The following is a 21,128-nucleotide window of genomic DNA, read 5'->3' as shown; positions in this document are numbered from 1 at the left end:
TTCAATGGGACAAGCCCTGCTATACGCTTTGCTGTCTTCGCGGCCAAGTTGGAGCTAAGATTGTAAGCTTACAATTTGAGGCATATGGTCTGAGCCGAAAGCCTTGAGCACGAAAGATGCCGAATTGTGAGCTTACAATTCGGCTTACATAGCCGCTCACTTCGTTAGCGATCCTTTCAGGCGTTGTCCTTGGATGAGCCCACCCCATCGATACGAACGGCGTCGTCACTATCCTTACCGGGCCACACCCCTGCCCTCGGGGATTTCAGAAGAGGTAGTTGCCAATTGGAAGCTTACAACCGGGAGGCTCAGGGCACCTGCCGTGGATCGAGCTGAGCAAGCTGGGACACTGAATTGTAAGCTAACAATTCCGACGGCCGTCCAGCCAGCAAGAACTCAGCTCGTCGCACCAATGCCGGCCATGCCATAGCCCTTCATCCTGAGTGAAGCCACATACGGACGAGGCAGTGCACGACGACGCGCCAGCTTGAGGACTGCTGAAAATTGAGGCCCAATCCTGCAGATTACGAACCCCTTTACAGGATTTTGTGCAAGCTTAAGAACCCCTCCCCTAGAGCATCGGACAGGAACGCGGATTCAACGGGTTCACTTTGGGCGGGAGCTGTGATTCCCTTCTGACCAGGAGGTGGATCATGACCCAGAGCTACTCTCTCGATCTACGCGTGCGCGTGGTGGCGTTTGTGGAAGCGGGTCACTCTTGCCGGGCCGCGGCGCGCCACTTTGGGGTCAGCGACAGCTTCGCCATCAAGCTGCTTCAGCGCCAGAAGACGTCCGGATCGCCCACTCCGGCGCGACAGGGCCGTCCACCCGGACGCCGGAGGCTTTCGCCCTACGAGACGTTTCTGATCCAAGCCGTCGAGGCCAAGCCGGACATCACCATGCCCGAACTCGCGGCTCGGCTGCTGGAGGAGCATGGGATCGTCGCCGCCCCGGCCACTCTCTCGCGGCTGCTGTGCCGGCACGGCTTCACCTATAAAAAAGCCCAGATGGCCGCGGAATGCGCACGCGCCGACGTGCGTGAGGAGCGCCGGGTCTGGCACACGCAGCGTCAGCCGCGGATGCGCCAGCAGCCATATCGGTTGGTGTTCTTGGATGAGACCTACGTCAATACCAAGATGACGCGCCTGCGCGGCCGGAGCTGCAGAGGTCAGCGCTTGCGCGCTGCAGCCCCCTTTGGCCACTGGAAGACCCACACCTTTCTGGCCGCGCTGCGCTGTCATGAGCTGAGTGCGCCGTGGATCATCGATGGCCCGATCACGCGCTCGGCGTTTGACATCTATATTGAGACGCAACTGGCGCCCACGCTGGTGAAGGGTGATGTGGTGATCCTCGACAACCTCGCGGTCCACAAGAGTGCGAGGGCGGCGGAATGTCTGAAGCAACGAGGTGCCTGGTTCCTGTTCCTGCCTGCATATTCGCCCGATTTGAACCCAATTGAGCAGGCTTTCGCAAAGATCAAAGCACACCTGCGCAAAGCCGAAGCCCGAACCGTTGACGCGCTCTGGCGAGCTGTCGGCAACATCTGCAATCTGTTCGAGCCGCAGGAATGCTGGAACTATCTCAAGGCCGCCGGATATGCGTCCGTGTAATCGTCCGATGCTCTAGTCGGCTCAGGATCGTTAGTGGCAAATTGTAAGCTTACAATTTCTAGGTTGCCGCGCAGTTGGTCGAACGAGTCCGGATCTGGTGACGAGGGTTCAAGCTTCGGGCAATCAAACTGGCGCAGGAGCGGATTTGGTCGGAGACATTGGCAGCATGATGCACGCTGATCAGGTGCTTATCGATCGTAATATCGCTCGTGGAATAATCATCGATCAGTTCCCGGAGTATCGCCATGAACGGATAAAGCAACTTGAGACGATCGGCACCGTCAATGCAATTTACCGGATTGGATCAGACGCTGCGGCAAGATTTCCTCTCCGCAAGATGAAGCCGCTCGAGTGTGCTGATATGCTTCACAGGGAAGCAGCAGCCATGACCGAGTTCGTGGAGAATTGTCCTGTTCCGACTCCTCGGCCGCTCGGGCTTGGTCGACCTGACGCGCGCTATCCGATGCCTTGGGCGGTACAGAGCTGAATCGAAGGCGATGTTGCGACGCCAACCGGATTCGCGACGTCCACGGCCTTCGCCCGCGATCTTGCTCACCTGATTGCGTCGCTTCGAGCAGCGGACACTCACGGTCGTCGCTTCGATGGAATAGGGAGGGGCGGCAACCTTTCCGATCACGATGCCTGGATGGAAGTCTGTTTCAACAATAGCGATGCTCTCCTCGACGTTACTCGCCTGCGGCGCATGTGGACTCGGCTTCGTGAGCTGCCGCCATCCGGGCCCGACGTCATGAGCCACCGGGATCTCATTCCGGCGAACCTTCTTGTGCATGGCGAGCGTCTTGCCGGCGTGCTCGATGCCGGCAGCTTCGGGCCAGCCGATCCGGCATTGGATCTTGTGGCCACATGGCATCTTCTCGACCGCGACCGAAGGGACATCGTGCGGCGCTACCTCGGAACGGGTGAAGTCGAGTGGGAGCGCGTCGCAGCGTGGGCGTTCCAGCAAGCGATGGGGTTGGTTTGGTATTACGAGCAGACCAATCCCAGTATGAGCTCCCTCGGACGGAGCACGCTTTCCCGCCTGCTCGACGATCTTGACGTCTGAACTGAATGCACTTCAGGCGAACGCCGGCGGAGGGAGGAATGCCGCTTCCTCAGATCCGATATCGCAAGGCGTGGGTTGTCACGGGTGCAGGGTTCGGAGCACTGAGTTGAGCAGAATTGTAAGCTTACAATTCAAGTGCGGTGAGCGTTTCCCTGACGATGACTTGGCTGGCTGTTCGATGCGAGCAGGGCAAATTGTAAGCTTACAATTTTCCCGTTCGTGGGTGCATCGCATGCGCGGCAGAACAACGTGGAGGCACAGGTCGATAGCCTCCAATACTTGAAGGTCTGTTTGAGGGAAGCCTTTCTCAAATTTGCTCCGTGAAGCCACCGGATGCCCAACGGAAGATATCCGATGGGGGAGGGCACAGTATAGGGCACGCGTGCACGCTTCGGTTTCATCTTGTAACTTACAGGGCTGGCCCGATCCCGGATCCGGAGCCAGGGCGAGCGCCTTACCAAAAGGTAGGAGTGCGCCAACTTTGGAGAAGGGGCCTGATGCGGCGGCGATATTCCTGGGACGAGAGACAGGGAGACCTCTTTGGGGCACCGGCGCCAAAGCCTGCAGCTACCAAACGACTGGCCCCTACCGAAAGTGAGGTTCCTAAGGAGCCACCTGTCCAGGCTGTTTCGCTTGCTTCTCTGGCACAGCGCTCAAGCCGCTATGAACTGGAAGATATGGTTAACGAGCTAGGCGATGAAGAGCTTGCTCATCTAGTCGTTCGAGGCATTCGCATCCTCAAGAAGCGGATGGCACGGGCAGGGCAGGGGGGTGGTGACCGCACTCTCAATGCCCGCCGGCATAGCCCGTTGGATCGAGCGCTGCAGGAGATCGCGAGCGAAATTTCCAGCTTCGATGAGACAGACGGAGACTGGTAGGCGGGCTGTTGCAACCCTATTCAGCCCCTGTGTTACTGGTGGTTAGCCCAAGCTTAGTCGCCCGGTCCAGGAGGGACTTCACCGATGACGCTGACCATCGCGCCCCTCCGCGCGGGGCACGTTCCCGCATGCGCTCTAACTGGGCAGCTATTTCACGCAAGTTAAGGTTAGGTGCCGCCATAGCGATGCCCGCAACCAGCGTGAGTAAGCGCTCGTTGGGAAGACGGGGAGGGGACTTCGTCAGAAGGGACTTTTCGGCCAAACCTTCCTTCACTAGCCGTTTGGTCGTCCGCCGCAGCCGTTCGGCTGTCCATGATTGTCCTGAGGCATTGAGAACGCGGGCCACGTCATCCCATGTGTGTTGAGGCCGAAGTCGGCGGACGGTCGGAAGCCAGGTATCGACCGTCTCAAGAACCCCTTCGAGATGAGCATGGGACCAACCCGCCGCTGCCTTGCGAATTGCAATCGGATTTCGCGCCCTCAAGCCGGGATTGCCTGGAAGCTTCCCGCGGCGGGCCGCAGCCTTGATGCCTGCCTTGTCCGCTCGGCGATTAGGGATCGCTCCAATTGGGCGACGGCCCCCAGAACCTGCAGAGAGAACATGCCCTGTGGGGTGGTGGTGTCGATTGGGTCACCCAGTGACCGGAAATGTGCGCCGCGGGCTTCCAGCTGCTCAATGACCTCCAGGAGGTGCTTTACAGATCGGGCCAGTCGATCAAGACGGACTACAACCAGTGTCTCTCCGGGCTGGATGCTGCGCAGAGTGCCTGCAAGAACGGGGCGGCTCCGAGAGGCGCCTGAGGCGAACTCCTGATGGATTACAAGACAGCCGGCAGCCCGGAGCTCATCAATCTGGGGGTCGGTTGCCTGGTCCTCTGTAGAAACACGGGCATAGCCGATTAGGTTGGCTTTAGGAGGGGAGGGGGCCTTCATCGCCGGAGAAACCTTGGAGCTCGCTTCAGGCTCATCTAAACGGACCGAGCTTATGCCTTACTTGAACGGATTTACGATGGTCAGACTGTCTTGAACCCGCTGGCCGTCTTGTAGGTCCTCCGAAAAGAGGGTCTCGCAGCCGGCGCTGACGGCTGCGGCGACAATTAGGCTGTCATAGATCGAGAAGCCGTAGCGCTTCATGACGTTGAGCGCCACATCATGGGTATCGGTGGTTATCGGCTCGACCGCGCAAAAGTGCCGTACTCCAGCCAAGACCTCCCGGACCTCGTCGAGATCCATCTTGAGCTTTCGAGTCATGACGCTCACGGCCTCGTTCAAGACTTGAACACTTACTGTGCCCCCCAAAGCCAGGAGAGCCTCGGCCCGATCAGCTTTGGCGGCATCCTCAGATAGCAGATACAAGACGACATTGGTGTCGAAAAAGGCCTTACCGCTCATTGGCCTCAAGCCGATCGAACTTGAACCCAGCGGGGAGGCGGCCACGGAATCGCCGCAGGCGTGCGAGGGTCTCGGCCGCATCAGGGGCTTTTGAGACCTCGAAGGAGCGCGATCCAGCAACGATGATTTCGATGTCGTCGCCTTCCTTCAGCTTCAACGCGTCGACGACGGCTGAGGGGAGGCGGACAGCAAGGGAGTTCCCCCACTTGGCTACCTGCATTACATCCTCCATGATATACGAAATGTTAGATGTATATCTAGTTCTTGAGGTGCACCGAAGCAAGACCAGCGCTGCCTGTCAAAGCACAAATCGGAGTCCGCTGTTGTACAATGTCTGCGGATAGCCGCATCTGGCCATTTGGGATCGTTGCTGAGACCATTTTGATGGCGTGACGAGGAGGGGAGGGGCCTACTAAAACCGGGCGAAAATGCCTTGAAAATTAAGGTTTTGACAGTTCTCTCAGGGAATTCGGGGCTTCGTTCGGCATCCGTGATGCGAGATGCCGATAAGCGGCAGTTATCGATACCAATTGCGAGTAAAGGATGGCCTCATAGGGCACCGAAGTAAGTTTCGGATTGAGTTCGCTTGTTGATCCAACTTACCGCTTTTACAAGGGCTTAGATTAATGACGAACAGTCGGGAACGACGCTCGCTCAATGGCTTGAGTACGCCTCATGACACCAGATAGGGTTCCAGGCTGTGGCTTGGGGAATGGTCGGTGAGATGAAGCTTCTTCTTATGGGTTCGACGGGGCTCGTAGGCCACCATGTTCTCAATCTCGTGCTCGCAGACCGTCGGGTTAGTGCCGTGGTCGCCTTGGTCCGCCGCGAGCTGCACGAGCACCCGAAGCTCCTCACGCAGACAGTCGACTTCGAGCGCTTACCCGAGGATGCCCCGTGGTGGCGGGCTGACGCGGTGATCTGCACGCTTGGAACGACGATGCGCACCGCCGGATCGAAGGAGGCATTCCGCAGGGTCGATCACGGTTACCCGCTCGCCGTTGCCCGCCTTGCCCGAGAGCACGGCACGCCCACCTTCGTCCTGAACTCCGCGATCGGCGCAAACCCATCCTCGCGCTTCTTCTACAACCGAGTGAAAGGCGAGCTGGAGCGCGACCTCGCCACGCTTGGCTTTCCATCCCTGACCTTCGTGCGGCCGGGCTTGATTGGCGGGAGGCGGGAAGAGGCTCGCCCGATGGAGCAAGTGGCCTCGCTGGCCCTCGGGCTTCTCAAGCCGATCCTGCCCCGAGGCTTGCGCATCAACCCAGCCGAGCGGATTGCGCACGCCTTAGTGGACGCGGCCGTTACGGCCCGCTCTGGGACCCACCTTGTGGGTTCGGCCGAGCTGACATGAGAAACCTCAGCCCTGCATCCTGTGACGTCCAAGGGCCTCACTTTGGCGTGAGGCAGAAATAGCTTGAACATCCGCTTCAGATGGGAATATCCGACATTCCGAGCGGTCGGCGAACTTCACGGCCTGAACCAGAGGAGACGGTCCAGCAGCGAGTGAAAAGTCGGCTCGGTCTGCAGGTACTGAGCGGATGGAGATGCCTTGGCGTGCTGGTCAGTGCGATCCAACACTGCCTTGGTTGGGCAACGTAAAGACCCGCTGCGACCTCTCGACGTCTCGCAACTGGTGGCGCCCCAAATCCACCAGGGGCTGACGTACCTCCCGCGCAAGAGCTTGCGAAACGAGCACTTGCTGGTCGAGCCGCTTGGCCAGGTCCAGGAGCCTGCTGGCCCGGTTCACCGCCGGGCCGATGACCGTGAAATCCAGCCGATGCGGGGCTCCGACATTCCCATAGGCCACCTCGCCGACATGCAGGGCCAGGCCATGGACCAAAGCTGATGTACCCGCCGATCGGCGCAGGTCATTTTCGGCGTCTGTCCTCCGGACGAACTCCTGCGCGGCCGCCAGAGCCTTCCGGCAGGCTGCCCTGCGGTCATGCTCGTCGGAGGTCGGGAAGATCGCCAGCACGGCATCGCCGATGAACTTCAGCACCTCGCCTCCATGTACCTCCACCACCTCCCCGACGATTCCGAACCAGGCGTTCAGGTGGGCCAGCACCTCGGGGATGGGCGATTGCTCGGACAGGAGCGTGAACCCGCGCAGGTCGGAGAACCAGATCGCCGCCTCGATCATCTCGACGGCGCCGCGGTCCACCCGTCCCTCAATGATGCGCTGTCCGGTGCGGGGACCGACGTAGGTGTCGAGCAGGTCGACGGCGATGCGGCGCAGGACATGCCGCTCCAGATACGGGCTGAGAAGCCTTACAGCCAGTTCCAGCGCCTCCAGGGATGCCGCGTCGAAGCCCTGTTCCTCCCGGGTCGCGAACGAGACGACCGCGGTCCGGGTCTGATCGAGGAACGGAAGGGGATACATGACGTAATCGGACGCGCCGGCCAGGCGCAGTTCCTCGAGGAGCGGCATGTCAAGGCAAGGTGCCTCGAGCCGGCGGCGGAACGGCCGCGCGGTTTCGTCGACAATACGGGTGGGACTGTTCAGATACGACTCGGAGGTCGGCGCCGTGGCCCGATCCGCGGCGTGCACCGACAGGGTCTCGTCCGTCCAGACATGCTGCCAGCCGCTCACCTCCGGATGCAGTACCTCCAGGCCCAGGGAGGCGCGCCAGACCGGAACCCCGGACCGAACTATCTTCTGGCAGAAGCCGGCGAATAACTCTTTGACGCTGTCATGGGGTGCCTCGTTCGCCAGCCAGAGCGAGATATCTTCGGTTCGCCTCATAAGTCGGACCTTGCCGTTTTGCCGCGAGCAGCCGCGCAGGCGTTCATAACGAACCTGTACGAGGGTACGCCCCGCGGCGCTGTTCGGCGAGCCATAGCCCAGTCGATCAAACGGCCATGCCTAGTCCGCCGCCCTCAGCAGCCGGAACCCGATGCTGATGCCGCGGTAGTCGGGATCGTAGTCTCGCCGGAACGCCATGCGCCAGCTGGTCGCCGTGCTGTGCCAGCTCCCGCCTCGTACGACGCGCTTGCTCCCCTGTTGTGGCCCAGTGGGATCGACCGAGGGGCTGCTGGCGTAGTAGGCCGGGTCGAACCAGTCTTGCACCCATTCCCAGGCATTGCCGTGGACATCGTGGAGGCCCCAGGGATTGGGCGCCTTCTGCCCCACGGGATGGGTGCCGCCGGTGGCGAAGTCCTCCCCAAACCAAGCGTGCCGGCCCAGGTCGGCATCGTTGTCGCCGAAGGAATAAGCCGTTGTTGTGCCGGCGCGTGCGGCATATTCCCATTCGGCTTCGGTTGGCAGGCGGTAGCGGTTCCCGCCCTCCATCCGGTTTAGCCGGGCAATGAATTCTTGCGCGTCATTCCAGGACACCGTGGCCGGATGGTGGGGCCTCGTGATCCGTTCGGCCATGCCGGGCAGGTTGTAGTATGGGTTCGAGCGATCGAGCGTATAGGGGTTCGAGTCCATCACTGCTTCCCATTGGGCCTGGGTGACCTCAAAGCGGCTCAGGTAGAAGGGTCTGCTGATCGTCACCTCATGCTGTGGCTTCTCGAATGCGCGCGCCTCGCGATCGCTATCGCTATCGGGAGAGCCCATCAGAAACTTGCCGGCGGGGATCGGTAGAAACTCTATGCCGCTGCTGTTCTTGTAGATGCTGCCGGGCAAAGCCTCCTGCGAATGCGCAGGGTCGTTTAGGATCGGTAACACGACAAAAGCGATGCAAGCGAAAAGCGTGGTGCGGATGTTCATAATGGTAGGCCTCCCAGCCAGCCAGTAACCTGTTCGAGCGTGCGGCGCTCCTGATCCGCTTCCAGTGCGAAACCTTCAATCAAGCGTGCCTGCGGGGCATGCGAGCGGACGACCGAAAGGCTGCTGCCAAGGCCGTACCCACCGTGCGTGATGAACGGCACCAGCGTCTTTCCCGCCAAGTCGTGGCTCGAAAGGAAAGTACGGATGACGGACGGAGCGGTCGTGCCCCAGATCGGAAAGCCAAGAAAGACGATGCTATAGGCCGCAATTGCGCGCACGGTTTCGCGCAGTGGCGGTTCGAAGCCGGAGTCGCGCTCACGCTGTGCCTGACTCACGGTCTCCTGGTAGTCTTCAGGGTAAGGTGTGGCCGGCACAATCTCAAAGATGTCAGCCGAATGAGCGCGACGTATCTGACCTGCTATGACCCGGGTGTTGCCGGTACGGCTGAAGAACGCGACGAGGGTGCGTGAGGCGGGCACCCGCAAATCCTGCGCTGAGGCTGAACGTACGGCCGTACCTATGCTCCCTGCGAGCGGAAGCATTGTGAGGCCTTGCAGGGCATTGCGGCGGGACAGGTCAACCACGGCTCACCCCCAGGCTCTCGCGCATATGAAGGCCGGGCGTGGTAACGAGCTTCAGAATTAGGTCAGACAGGCTGTTCAGCGAAATATCGTGCCCGCCGAATGGTTCACCCTTGTGCGTGATCTGGTAGTCGACAGCGGGTGTCTGATCGAACCAGCCCGGCCTCAGAATTGTGTAGGCGAGATCCGAGGCTTCAATTACGGCAGCCGAGTCGCGGTACGGATCGAGCACGCTCCGGTACGCTTCGCCCGGCACCTCGCCATAGATGCCCATCGAGCTGATGAAGATCAGGCGCTTCACGCCCGTTTCGTGCATCGCATCGATGATACTGCGGGCCTGGCGCGCCATGTCGCCGGCGAGGTTCGCATAGACGAGGTCCTGGCCCTGCATCGCCGAGCGCAGTGCAGCCGTATCGAGTACGTCGCCTTCGACAACCCGCACCCGTGAAGGGTCCGGGTTCTCAAGCCGGCTGGCCCGACGCAGATAGAGGGTCAACCGTGCGTTGCTCTGTTCTAAGAGAACGCGCGTGGTGTTGCGGGCGAGTTGCCCGTTCGCCCCAAGCACAAGCACCTTCGCTGGCTGTTGAGTGGCGCCGGTCATCGGTCGATCCGCGCCTAATGGCTGGGTGAATAGCGCTCGCCCTGAACCGCGATGCCTGACATCGCGTCGTCGATGGCGGCAAGATCGTCCGGGGAAAGTTCGATAGTGGACGCGCCGATATTCTCTTCCACGCGATGCAGCTTGGTTGTCCCAGGGATGGGGACGATCCACGGCTTTTGGGCCAGCACCCAGGCGAGGGCGAGCTGGGCGGGCGTGATCTGCTTTGTCCGGGCGATATGACTGAGCGCCTCGATAAGCCTCTGGTTGGCGGCGAGATTTTCCTGCGTAAAGCGCGGTACCGTGCTCCGGAAGTCGTCTTTCCCAAAGCTCACGTCCGTGCCGATCGTACCGGTCAGGAAGCCTTTGCCGAGCGGGCTGAACGGCACAAAGCCGATTCCGAGTTCCTCCAGAACCGGTAGGATCTGCTCCTCCGGTTCCCGCCACCACAGCGAATATTCACTTTGCAGGGCGGCAACGGGCTGAACCGCGTGGGCGCGGCGGATGTTGTTCACGCCGGCTTCCGAGAGGCCGAAGTGCAGAACCTTGCCTTCCGAGATCAGCTCCTTGACCGTCCCGGCAACATCCTCCATCGGCACATTGGGATCGACCCGGTGCTGATACAGCAAATCGATCCGGTCGGTGCGCAGGCGCTTCAGCGACGCTTCTACGGCCGTGCGGATGCGCTGCGGGCTGCTGTCCATCGCGCCGCCGCCTTCGATATCGAAGCCGAACTTGGTGGCGATAACAACCCGGTCGCGGATGGGCTGAAGGGCTTCGCCCACGACCTCTTCGTTCTTGTAGGGTCCGTAGACTTCAGCCGTATCGAAGAATGTGATTCCGCGCTCGAAGGCGCCGCGGATCAGCTTCACCGCATCAGGCAGGGCCAGCGGCTGGCCGTATGATTGACTAATGCCCATGCAGCCAAGGCCGATGGCCGAGACTTCGAGTCCGCTTTGTCCGAGCACGCGCTTTTTCATGGTCTTGTCCTTTCAGTATTCTATTGTTTCGCTGCGAGTTCGCCGTACCAGTAGGAAGCTGTGACCCCGCCATCCATGAGGAAGTCGCTTCCTGTGATGAGGGCGCCGTCCGGCCCCAGAAGCAGCGCCCCGACATGGCCAACCTCATCTGGAGTCGCGGCGCGTCCGACCGGACATAGCTCGATCATCCGCCGGTAGCCTTCACCGCGCGGGCCCGTCAGCTCGTCCCTCGCAAGCGGCGTGATGACGATGCCCGGGCTGATCGTGTTGACCCGCGCGCCACGCTGCCCCCATCGAACGGCTTCGTACATGACGCGGAGGGAATTCCCGCGTTTGGAGAGCTGGTAGGCGTGGAGCGAGTCCTTGACCTGATCCGGCTGGAGCATCGCGAGCGAAAGCAAATCCTCAGCAGGCGTGGTCGCAAGCGCTGCGTTCTGCTCTACCGTCAGGGCGCCCAACCGGTGGCCAGACTGGGAAGCAATCACGACCCCGGCGCCGCCTTTTGCGATGACGTTGCCGAACTCTTCGAGGACCACGGCTGTGCCGTATAGATCGACTGCAAGGATCGTCGCCGGTGAGGCCTGCGACGGTGACACGCCGGCCGCATGAATGACTCCCGTAATATCGCCGAGACCTGCCGCGAGCTCAACGAGTTCTTGGACGGAAGGCCGCGATGATACGTCGACAGTTGCCGTACTGACCTCGAACCCGGCGTCACGCAGCACTTTGGCCGCGGCATCGGCGTTTTCCTGGCGAAGGTCCGCCAGCACCACATGCCTGCCGGCGCTTACCCGCCGCGCGATGGCCTGGCCGATCGATCCGGCGCCAATCAAGACATTGACATTACCCATCATTGTTCTCCTTGGCCGGTTAAATGCGAGCGGCCATATTCGCCACCACTTACATGGGCCAGCCAAACAACGGCTTGGTCTTCGACCGTCTCCTGAATGGCGATGTGCGTCATGGCGGTTGAAGGTGCTGCCCCGTGCCAGTGCTTCTCGCCGGGGGCGAAACGTACGACGTCGCCGGGGCGGACTTCCGTTATGGGGCCGCCTTCACGCTGGACTCGGCCACATCCCGCGGTGACGACGAGCATTTGCCCCAGGGGATGAGTGTGCCATGCCGTGCGCGCGCCGGGCTCGAACGTCACGGTATTCGCCGCGGCTCTCGACCCCGCTAGAGCTGTGAAAAGTGGGTCGATGCGGACGGTCCCTGTAAACCGGTCGGCCGGTCCCCTGTCGGACGGGTGTGATCCTTCACGGGCTAGTTTCATAGCGTCCTCATTCGCGGGGCGATTGCGATCCCAGCGCTCGGCAACGAAGGTAGTCCTCGTCTTATTCTACGATTAGATGGTATTATCGGCATGAGCTTGTGAATGGGATTCAATAATGCTGCGCCCCGATCTAAACGACCTTCTTGCGTTCAGGACTGTCGCCCGCGAGCGCAGCTTCACCCGCGCGGCTGCCCAGCTGAGCTTGTCGCCGTCAGCTCTCAGTCACACGATCCGCAAGCTTGAGGCTGGGCTCGGCGTGCGGCTGCTGACAAGAACGACCCGCAGCGTCGCCCTGACCGATGCCGGCGAGCGCTTGCTGGACGACATTGCCCATCATTTCGACGACATAGACCGCGCCGTGGATGCGCTGATGGCCACGCGAGACAAGCCCACCGGCACGCTGCGCATCAATGCAGGTGAGCATGCCGTTCGCAGCATCCTCTGGCCAAAGCTCGATGCCTTTCTGCGCCAGTACCCCGATATCACGGTCGAGGTCGACATCGACAATGGCTACACGGACATTGTTGCGGGCCGCTATGACGCCGGGGTGCGCCTGGGCGAGGAAGTCGCCGGCGACATGATCGCCGTTCGCATCGGCCCCGACTGGCACATGGCCGTGGTGGCGACCCCTGACTATTTCCGCGAACATGGCGTGCCGAAGTCGCCGCACGAGTTGACTGGCCACCGCTGCATCAATTTGCGGCTGGCCACTCACGGGGGGTTCTATGCGTGGGAGTTCGAACGGGATGGCCAGTCGCTGAATGTAAGGGTGGACAGTCAGCTGGCCTTCAACAGCAGTGTGCCGATCCTTTCGGCCGCACTGTCAGGTCACGGCCTGGCCTATGTCCCGGAAGACATGGCCTCGCCCTATATAGCCGACGGCCGTCTGCGGCGGGTCCTTACACGTTGGTGCCCGGCATTTACGGGCTACCATCTCTATTATCCTTCGCGCCGGCACTCGTCTCCGGCATTCCAGCTGCTCCTGGACGCACTCAGAGAGAAGGCTTGAACGGGACAGGCGGCTTCGGCCACCAGGGACTTTCACAGGCGCGACTGTGACATATGGGTTCTCAATTAGATCCTCTCCGGCGGGCCATTTCTAAGCTTTGATTTCACTGTGAAATCTGCTGCTCAGCTCGAACGCTCGAAGGGAGGCTGATAGCCCACGGCGGTGGTAGGTAGAGATCCGCCACGAGGTTGCGTATACCCGGGGTAAAGGGCCCAAATCCCGGCCAAGATGAACGATTTGCAGCCTAAATCGTAATCCTGTCTGCGCACTTTGCCAGCCGAAGGTGATGAGCATTCATGAATGCCAATCATAAGGTTATGTCGCCGCGACCCTCTAATCGCTTGGCTATGTCTGACTTAAGTTGAAACAACTCAGGCGATGGGCCGTTGTCGCCTGATGTCGGCCGCGCCTCTGGCGAGCGACGCTAAGTTCATAACTGCGGCGAAGCGGAACTGACGCCCGCAGGCAATAGGGAATTGAGGCCGACATGTCGGATCCTGGAGAGCTGAATGTGAACCGGCGCGAGGTGATGGTCGGAGCTGGAGCCTGTGCGGCGCTCGCGACGGCGCCGCTTTCGGTGAAAGCACAACCCGTACCGGTCGGGACGCCTGTGATGACACAGGTTTCGTTCAACGTGAACGGGCAGGTTCGCACGCTCGAGCTCGACACCCGCACAACGCTCCTCGACGCTCTGCGAGAGCACTTGCATCTCACCGGCACCAAGAAGGGCTGCGATCACGGCCAGTGTGGCGCTTGCACGGTTGTGGTCGACGGGCGGCGGATCAATTCTTGCCTCACTCTTGCCGTGATGCACCAGGGCGGCGCGGTGACCTCGATCGAGGGGCTCGGCACGCCGGACGACCTGCATCCCATGCAGGCGGCGTTCATCAAGCATGACGGCTATCAGTGCGGCTACTGCACGCCCGGACAGATCTGCTCGGGTGTGGCGGTGTTGGACGAGATCAAGGCCGGGATCCCGAGCCATGTCACGGCCGACCTCACAGCTCCAGCGCAGCTCAGCGAGGCCGAGATCCGCGAGCGGATGAGTGGCAACATCTGCCGCTGCGGCGCTTACTCCAACATCGTCGAGGCCATGACCGAGGTCGCGGAGAGGCAGGGATGAGAGCTTTCACCTTTGAACGCGCAAACACGCCTGCTGAGGCAGCCGCCGCCGTCGCCCGCACGCCTGGCGCGAAGTTCATCGCGGGTGGCACAAATCTGCTCGACCTGATGAAGTTGCAGATCGAGACACCCACCCACCTCGTCGACGTGAACGGGCTGAAGCTCGACACCATCGAGCCGAGCCCGGAAGGTGGGCTTCGGATCGGCGCACTTGTCCGTAACACCGACCTCGCTGCCAACGAGCGCGTTCGGCGCGACTACGGTGTCCTGTCACGGGCGCTGCTCGCGGGGGCGTCCGGCCAGTTGCGCAACCGGGCAACGACGGCGGGAAACTTTCTCCAGCGCACCCGCTGCCCCTACTTCTACGACACCGCTCAGCCTTGCAACAAACGGCGGCCCGGCAGCGGCTGCTCGGCCCTAGACGGGTTCAGCCGGCAGCTCGGCATCATCGGGGTGAGTGATGCCTGCATCGCCACCAACCCGAGCGACATGGCGGTCGCCATGCGCGTGCTCGACGCGACGGTCGAGACCGTGCGGGCCGACGGCGCGACCAGGACGATCCCGATTGCTGAGTTTCACCGCCTGCCCGGCGACACGCCCCACGTGGAGACGACGCTGGAGCCCGGTGAGCTCATCACCGCCGCGACCTTGCCCCCGCCCATCGGCGGCCGGCAGATCTATCGCAAGGTGCGCGACCGCGCGTCTTACGCCTTCGCTCTGGTGTCTGTGGCGGCTGTCATTCAGCGGGACGGCTCAGGACGTGTGGCTGTGGGCGGCGTGGCGCACAAGCCGTGGCGGGTCGAAGCGGCGGAAGCCGCTCTGCCGCGCGGCCCCAGGGCGGTCACGGAACAGCTGCTCGCCGGTGCCAAGCCGACCCACGACAACGCGTTCAAGGTAGCGCTTGTCGAGCGCACGCTCGGCGCGGTGATCTCCGAAGCGAGGAGCTGAGACATGCGGTTCGACACTCCCGCCAGTACCAATCCGATTGACCAGCTCAAGGTTGTTGGCCGACCCACCGACCGGATCGATGGACGCTACAAGACAACCGGCACCGCGCCCTACGCCTACGAGCGGCACGACGTTGTGCCAGACCAGGCTTATGGCTTCGTGCTGGGCTCCGGGATCGCTAAAGGCCGCATCGTTGCCATGCACCTGGAGGAGGCCAAGACGGCGCCAGGCGTTCTGACGATCGTCACGACGCTCGACATGCCCCGATTGGAGCGCGGCATGATGAATGCCGCTTACCTGTTCGGCGGACCGGTCATTCAGCATTACCACCAAGCGATCGCCGTGGTGGTCGCGGAGACCTTCGAGCAGGCCCGGGCCGCGGCCTACCTGATCCGCGTCGACTACCAGCCCGAGGCGGGGAAGTTCGATCTCGCCGCCGAGGCGCCGAACGCCCCGCTCATTGGCGACGATAGCGGGGAAGGCAGCAGCGGACCTCCAGAGGCCCGCGTCGGCGACTTCGAGGGTGCGTTCGCGGCCGCGCCGGTGAAACTCGACGAGACTTACACGACGCCCGATGAGAGCCACGCCATGATGGAGCCGCACGCCACGATCGCGGCATGGGATGGCGATCGGCTGACGCTCTGGACATCAAACCAGATGATTGCTTGGGGCAAAGGCAGCATTGCCAAAATCCTCGGTATTCCGGCAGAGAACGTTCGCCTCGACTCGCCTTATATCGGCGGTGGCTTCGGAGCAAAGCTGTTCATCCGGGCCGATGCCGTGCTGGCAGCGCTCGCTGCCAAGGCGGCGCGCAGACCCGTCAAGTTGGCACTGAGTCGCCCGCTCGTCGCCAACAATACCACCCATCGGCCTGCCACGATCCAGCGCATCCGCATTGGCGCGAACCGTGACGGCACGATCACAGCCATCGCGCACGAGAGCACCTCCGGCAATCTGGCGGAGGGCAAGCCCGAGACGGCGGTGTCCCAAACGAGGCTCCTCTACGCGGGCGCAAACCGCCTGATGGCCATGCGGCTGGCTCCGCTCGACCTTCCGGAAGGCAACGCGATGCGCGCACCGGGCGAGGCACCCGGCATGATGGCGCTTGAGGTCGCCATGGACGAGATGGCGGAGAAGCTCGGCCTGGATCCGGTCGACTTTCGGATCCTGAACGACACCCAGGTCGATCCAGAGAAGTCCGACCGCCGCTTCTCCCATCGCGATCTCGTCGGCTGTCTTCGACTCGGTGCCGAGCGCTTCGGTTGGGACAAGCGCAATCCCCAGCCTGCCCAGGTGCGGGACGAACGCTGGCTCGTCGGAGCGGGCGTGGCGGCGGGCTTCCGCAACAACCTCCTGACAAAGTCCGCGGCGCGGGTCCGGCTTAACCGTCAAGGAGTGGTCACGGTTGAAACCGACATGACCGATATCGGAACGGGCTCCTACACCATCATCGCCCAGACCGCGGCCGAGATGATGGGGGTAGCCTTGGACAAGGTGGCCGTGCGGCTTGGCGACTCCGCCTTTCCGGTCTCCGCCGGCTCCGGCGGTCAGTGGGGGGCGAACAACTCGACCGCCGGGGTCTACGCTGCCTGTGTCAAACTGCGCGAAGCCGTCGCGCAGCAACTCGGCTTCAACGCCGCCGACGCCGTATTCTCGGACGGCGACGTGCGATCGGGCAACCGCAGCGTACCGCTTGCCGAGGCCGCGAGCGCGGGTGAGCTTGTCGTGGAAGACTTCATCGAGTACGGCGATCTCGCCAAAACGCACCAGCAATCGACCTTCGCGGCCCACTTCGTCGAAGTCGGGGTTGACGCAGCGACCGGCGAGGTTCGGGTTCGGCGGATGCTCGCCGTGTGCGCGGCTGGGCGCATCCTCAATCCCAAATCCGCGAGGAGCCAGGTGATCGGTGCGATGACGATGGGAGTCGGGGCGGCTTTGATGGAGGAACTGGCCGTGGACAAGCGGCGAGGTTTCTTCGTCAACCACGACCTTGCGGGCTATGAGGTGCCGGTCCATGCTGACATCCCGCACCAGGAAGTCGTCTTTCTCGACGAGGTCGACCCAATGTCCTCGCCCATGAAGGCCAAGGGCGTGGCCGAGCTCGGCATCTGCGGCGTCGGAGCGGCGGTCGCGAACGCGGTCTACAATGCCACCGGCGTTCGCATCCGCGACTATCCGCTCACGCTCGACAAGCTCATCGACCGCCTGCCGGAGGCCGTCTGAGACGCGCCTCGCGTTTACACTGCATACCTGGCGGCTGGGGAGTCATTGCCGGCAGGAACTGTCGATGGTCCTGCAGAGCGATGCGCTGATCCGGGCTGACATCAGCGGGGCGCTTGCCGTAGCCCCGGCAGCGCTTGGATAAGGAATGTCGGTGTCAGTTGACTTCCAAGTTCCGCTTCTGTGACGGGTTTCGAATGCAAGCTATCACAGACGCAGCTAGATGTACTGGGGCCAGTGTCCAAAAGCCTCCAGCGAAAGAACCCGCGGGATGAAGATTGCAGTTTCCGGATCTATGGGGATTTGACGGTTCCGCCTCGTCGGCTTTGGCCGGGTAAAGGCATTTGGCGAGCGGGTCGTAATTCTTCGAGAGGTGGCCAGGGCTCGTGAAGCCCGTGCAGTTTGCGATGCAGCCGTTGAAGGGCTGAGGATTCCAGCGTTTCGAGCCGTGCGGCGCAGGTCGCTGACCTCAGCCACACGAAGCGATCCAGCCGCCGATGGTGCGCTACTTCGGCGGCGTTGCAATCCGGTGAGGGGCGGTTCGAGGTCATGGCAACCACGTCCAGGGCGGCGCGCGGGCCGTGAGGTCGCGCGCGAATGTCTCGATGACGATCACGCGGCCGCCGCAGTATGGGCATTGCGGCCTCGTGTGCGTGGGCGCGGCGGTGCCGGCATTGCTCATGCCGCCGCATTGAGGAGCATGAGGTTTTCTAGGGCACGCAGTCATGCATCCGTTTCAGGAGCCTGCCATCTCAACACGTTTACCTGCCCAATAATGAGTCTGAGGGCTGCCCCCCAAAACCTTATGCTCTCGTAATCCTGCGGCGGATCCTTTGGGTACGTAAGCGAGAGGCTCTGTACCGAGGCCTCGGCCCGGTCTAGGTAATCGGACTTCAAGCCGGCCGACCGTTCCTTTCTTGTGCCTCTTCGATCCAAGGACGTCCATGTTCCACCTGATATTCGCATTGCCGAGCCTCTATGTCCTGACGCGGTTTATCTGGCCGCTTCCTTGGACACCCGGCGTGAAGGTCGCCCTTGCCGTCCTCCTGCTCGTCGCGTCGCAATACCACCTCTGGAGCCGCCTCTCGTCCGGCTCAGTCTTCTCGCCCGAGTTCCCCCGCGCCCTGGTGCTTCTGTTCAACTGGGCGTTCGGAGCGATCCTGCTGCTGGCGCTGATGCAGATCGCGCTCGATCTTGCCGGGCTGATGGCACTGCTGCTTCGAGGTGGCGGGGCCACACCGGACAGCGTGCGCTACGCAGCCGCGAGCGCGGCCATGCTGCTGTCGGCGCTGGGCGTGTATCAGGCGACGCGGGTGCCGCCGCTCAAGGATGTCGAGATCGCCATCCCCGGGCTGCCGCCGCAGTTCGACGGCTACAAGCTTTTGCAACTGACCGACCTTCACATCAGTCGCCTGTTTCCCAAGGCGTGGACGCAAGCGCTGGTCGAGCGGTCCAATGCGCTCGGCGTCGACCTGATCGTGGTGACCGGCGACCTGATCGACGGCTCGTTTGACGCGCGCCGCGCCGACGTGGAGCCGCTGCGCGGCCTGCGTGCGAGGGACGGCGTCTGGGTCATTCCCGGCAACCACGAGTATTTCTTCGGCTACGAGACGTGGATGAGCCACTACGCCAGCATGGGAATGCGCGTGCTCGCCAACGATCACACGGTCCTGACCCGCGATGGCGGCGCACTGGTGCTGGCCGGCGTCACCGACCTGTCGGTGCCCGGAACCCGCTACCCGGCGCCGGATCTCGCCGCCGCCCTTGCGGGTGCGCCGTCAGATGTGCCGATCGTGCTGCTCGACCACCAGCCGAGGCACGCCGCGCAGGCGGCCGCACGCGGCGTGGCGCTGCAACTGTCCGGGCATACCCATGGCGGCATGATCCTTGGGCTGGATCGGCTGGTCGCGCGTAGCAATGGCGGTTTCGTCTCGGGCCGATACACGCTCGGGGCCATGACGCTCTACGTCAACAACGGCACCGCACTCTGGCCTGGTTTCGCGCTGAGGTTGGGGCGCCCGGCCGAACTGACGCGCATCACCCTTCGGGGCAAGCCGCCGCAGGTCAGTCATCGCGAACAGCCGGCAACGGCTTCGCGGCCACGTGCGCATGCTTCCATCGCCTCATGATGGCCTCAGGGACCTTGGCTCATCGCTACATCGACATATCGATGGCAGACATCACGACCAGAAGGACGGCAAGGATCCCTGCCGCGACGGTCAACTGCGAGCCGATCGGCTTGGCTCCGTCCATGACGTCCCTAAAGCGATTTTGATCTGGGCTTGAATCTGCCGGGGCAGGCTAAGCGTTGACTTAGCATGCGGTATAGGAGGCCTACATCCCCAGCCTTATTCCGCTGATTTGCGCGAACGGCACCGTCAACTTAACGCTTTTACTTGCCCGTCCCGGTGTTTAGGTCCGGAGCCGGCCACGCATTTTCAATAGCTTGGACCCGTCGCGGAATAGCTGAGAACTGCGGAGAACGGCCTTTACTCAGTTAAGTTGACGGTGCCCAAGGATGATCTGCCCTACTTCCTGATCGACTGGGAACGCGAACAGGTGACCTGCCCGCAGGGGCAAGGTCTCGGTGAGTTGGCGCCGCGCGCAGCCAGGACGGGACCCCGCGCATCAACGCTGTATTCAGCCGCTCCGATTGTGGAACCTGCGTCGTCAGAGCGCTGTGCACGCCCGCGAAGGAAGCCCGCCGTGCCGTCTACTTCCAGCTGCGCGAGGAGTACGAAGCGCTCAATGCAGCCCGATCCCGGATGCATGATCCTGCGTAGCAGAAGCGATATCATGCCCGGGGTGGCGTCGAGGACACTCTCTCACAGGGCGTGCGAGCGTTTGGCCTGCGACGCAGCCGCTATATCGGACTGCTGAAGACCGGTTTCCAGGAGGTTTGCATGGCGGCTGCGATGAACATCTCTCGGATTGTGCACTGGTTGGACGGATGGCCGCGCACCAAGACGCGCCTAACCGCTTTGCTGCTCTGGCATCGCCACAGGCCGCCTGAGTTCGCCGACAGTATCAAACATATATCCGCGTAAAAGGGGAAGTGGGTGTACCTGTACCGTGCTGTTGACGCGAGAGGGCAAACCATCGACTTTCTGCTTTCGCCCAAGCGGGCTGCCGCTGCCCGGCGGTTGTTCCGGAAAGCACTGAAGCAGGCCAATACGGTCATCCACGCACCATCACGGTGGACAAGAACGCTGCATACCCTATTGCGGCGAAATCCATGAAAAGTGGGGGAGAACTCTGGCGCTTTGCCAAACTGCGGCAGTGAAGTTCTTGAATAACATCGTCGAGCAGGCTCACCGGCGTATCGAGCGCTTGGTCCGGCCAGGGCTGGGCTTCAAGAGCTTCACGCCCGCCCCGCAGACGCTTCCTGGTTATGAGGCAATGGCGATGATCGGAAGGGGCAGGTTGTCAGTGTACCAGCGAATGACATGGGCGCTCAGCGCGACTTCATTGCTACCCTGTTCGGCGTAGCCGCATAACCAGCGTCCTTGCCCAGCCTTCGCTTGACCTACGTCAGGAGTTGCAACGGAACCTTCCTTCACGGGGAGGTGCTGAGCGATGAGCGAGCACTTCCTCCTCTCCCGCCTCGCCGGGGAACTTCCGGTGATCAAGGTCATCCGGATGAGCGAGGACGCGGACTACAACTGGTTCCGCCATGAAAATCTGGTGGCGTTCGCTACCGAATGCCGCTCCTGCGAGTGAACGCGGAGGAGTGTCCCGC

At 62.1% G+C, this 21,128-nt stretch carries 17 protein-coding genes and 4 pseudogenes; 11 read left to right on the top strand and 10 right to left on the bottom strand.

Annotation, left to right across the window (positions count from 1 at the left end; genetic code table 11):
* Positions 1-653: 653 nt before the first annotated feature.
* Together BB934_RS35295 and BB934_RS35290 are read left to right on the top strand one after the other, a co-directional pair.
* Positions 654-1,610, top strand: coding sequence for an IS630 family transposase (locus BB934_RS35295; protein WP_099514456.1), 957 nt, complete (start codon positions 654-656; stop codon positions 1,608-1,610).
* Positions 1,611-1,776: 166 nt separating this feature from the next.
* Positions 1,777-2,673: pseudogene (locus tag BB934_RS35290) on the top strand (aminoglycoside phosphotransferase family protein).
* 894 nt (positions 2,674-3,567) lie between these two features.
* Here the strand turns inward: BB934_RS35290 and BB934_RS35280 are convergent.
* The 3 genes and pseudogenes from BB934_RS35280 to BB934_RS35270 all read right to left on the bottom strand — a co-directional run bounded on the left by BB934_RS35280 (position 3,568) and on the right by BB934_RS35270 (position 5,163).
* Positions 3,568-4,484, bottom strand: a pseudogene (locus tag BB934_RS35280) (recombinase family protein).
* 57 nt (positions 4,485-4,541) lie between these two features.
* Positions 4,542-4,943 (bottom strand): PIN domain-containing protein, encoded by a 402-nt coding sequence (locus BB934_RS35275; protein WP_099514454.1) that lies wholly within the window; start codon positions 4,941-4,943, stop codon positions 4,542-4,544.
* Entirely contained in the window at positions 4,933-5,163 is a 231-nt protein-coding gene (locus tag BB934_RS35270) for an AbrB/MazE/SpoVT family DNA-binding domain-containing protein (RefSeq protein ID WP_099514453.1), read from the bottom strand. The genes BB934_RS35275 and BB934_RS35270 overlap by 11 nt, the downstream gene beginning before the upstream one ends.
* Before the next feature lie 504 nt (positions 5,164-5,667).
* Between BB934_RS35270 and BB934_RS35265 the strand changes: the two genes are divergently transcribed.
* The gene (locus tag BB934_RS35265) at positions 5,668-6,297 is read left to right on the top strand and encodes a Rossmann-fold NAD(P)-binding domain-containing protein (RefSeq protein WP_099514854.1); all 630 of its coding nucleotides are present in this window, start codon (positions 5,668-5,670) and stop codon (positions 6,295-6,297) included.
* 210 nt (positions 6,298-6,507) lie between these two features.
* On the opposite strand, the gene BB934_RS35260 is transcribed toward BB934_RS35265, so the two are convergent.
* From BB934_RS35260 to BB934_RS35230, 7 genes are all read right to left on the bottom strand, one after another.
* The gene (locus BB934_RS35260; RefSeq protein ID WP_099514452.1) at positions 6,508-7,689 is read right to left on the bottom strand and encodes an adenylate/guanylate cyclase domain-containing protein; all 1,182 of its coding nucleotides are present in this window, start codon (positions 7,687-7,689) and stop codon (positions 6,508-6,510) included.
* Between the two features lie 120 nt (positions 7,690-7,809).
* On the bottom strand, positions 7,810-8,658 hold the full coding sequence (locus BB934_RS35255) for a formylglycine-generating enzyme family protein (RefSeq protein ID WP_099514451.1): 849 nt from the start codon (positions 8,656-8,658) through the stop codon (positions 7,810-7,812).
* Entirely contained in the window at positions 8,655-9,200 is a 546-nt protein-coding gene (locus tag BB934_RS35250) for a flavodoxin (protein ID WP_099514853.1), read from the bottom strand. Before BB934_RS35250 ends, BB934_RS35255 begins: the two co-directional genes overlap by 4 nt.
* 34 nt (positions 9,201-9,234) lie before the next feature.
* Positions 9,235-9,840, bottom strand: a complete 606-nt coding sequence (locus BB934_RS35245; RefSeq protein WP_099514450.1) for an NAD(P)H-binding protein — start codon at positions 9,838-9,840, stop codon at positions 9,235-9,237.
* Between the two features lie 14 nt (positions 9,841-9,854).
* Positions 9,855-10,817, bottom strand: coding sequence for an aldo/keto reductase (locus BB934_RS35240; RefSeq protein ID WP_099514449.1), 963 nt, complete (start codon positions 10,815-10,817; stop codon positions 9,855-9,857).
* 20 nt (positions 10,818-10,837) lie between these two features.
* Positions 10,838-11,668, bottom strand: a complete 831-nt coding sequence (locus tag BB934_RS35235) for an SDR family oxidoreductase (protein ID WP_099514448.1) — start codon at positions 11,666-11,668, stop codon at positions 10,838-10,840.
* Positions 11,668-12,090, bottom strand: coding sequence for a (R)-mandelonitrile lyase (locus BB934_RS35230; RefSeq protein WP_099514447.1), 423 nt, complete (start codon positions 12,088-12,090; stop codon positions 11,668-11,670). Before BB934_RS35230 ends, BB934_RS35235 begins: the two co-directional genes overlap by 1 nt.
* A gap of 115 nt (positions 12,091-12,205) precedes the next feature.
* Between BB934_RS35230 and BB934_RS35225 the strand changes: the two genes are divergently transcribed.
* From BB934_RS35225 to BB934_RS47785, 8 genes and pseudogenes are all read left to right on the top strand, one after another.
* Entirely contained in the window at positions 12,206-13,099 is an 894-nt protein-coding gene (locus tag BB934_RS35225; RefSeq protein WP_099514446.1) for a LysR family transcriptional regulator, read from the top strand.
* 487 nt (positions 13,100-13,586) lie between these two features.
* Positions 13,587-14,222, top strand: coding sequence for an aldehyde dehydrogenase iron-sulfur subunit PaoA (gene paoA / locus BB934_RS35220; protein ID WP_099514445.1), 636 nt, complete (start codon positions 13,587-13,589; stop codon positions 14,220-14,222).
* Positions 14,219-15,169 (top strand): FAD binding domain-containing protein, encoded by a 951-nt coding sequence (locus BB934_RS35215; protein WP_099514444.1) that lies wholly within the window; start codon positions 14,219-14,221, stop codon positions 15,167-15,169. The genes paoA and BB934_RS35215 overlap by 4 nt, the downstream gene beginning before the upstream one ends.
* A 3-nt stretch (positions 15,170-15,172) precedes the next feature.
* Complete coding sequence (paoC, locus tag BB934_RS35210) at positions 15,173-17,392, top strand: aldehyde oxidoreductase molybdenum-binding subunit PaoC (protein WP_099514443.1); 2,220 nt, start codon at positions 15,173-15,175, stop codon at positions 17,390-17,392.
* 941 nt (positions 17,393-18,333) lie between these two features.
* Entirely contained in the window at positions 18,334-19,518 is a 1,185-nt protein-coding gene (locus BB934_RS35205; protein WP_099514442.1) for a metallophosphoesterase, read from the top strand.
* A gap of 492 nt (positions 19,519-20,010) precedes the next feature.
* Positions 20,011-20,310: pseudogene (locus BB934_RS51490) on the top strand (transposase); the annotation flags it as partial.
* Positions 20,311-20,417: 107 nt separating this feature from the next.
* Positions 20,418-20,886: pseudogene (locus BB934_RS51205) on the top strand (IS6 family transposase); the annotation flags it as partial.
* 79 nt (positions 20,887-20,965) lie between these two features.
* Positions 20,966-21,109: a hypothetical protein gene (locus BB934_RS47785; RefSeq protein WP_157934515.1), complete on the top strand. Its 144-nt coding sequence runs from the start codon at positions 20,966-20,968 to the stop codon at positions 21,107-21,109.
* The last annotated feature ends 19 nt before the right edge of the window (positions 21,110-21,128 follow it).

It is taken from the genome of Microvirga ossetica (genome assembly GCF_002741015.1).
Lineage (GTDB): Bacteria > Pseudomonadota > Alphaproteobacteria > Rhizobiales > Beijerinckiaceae > Microvirga > Microvirga ossetica.
Note: the sequence above shows the minus strand (reverse complement) of the source record. Positions and strands in the feature narration are given on the sequence as shown.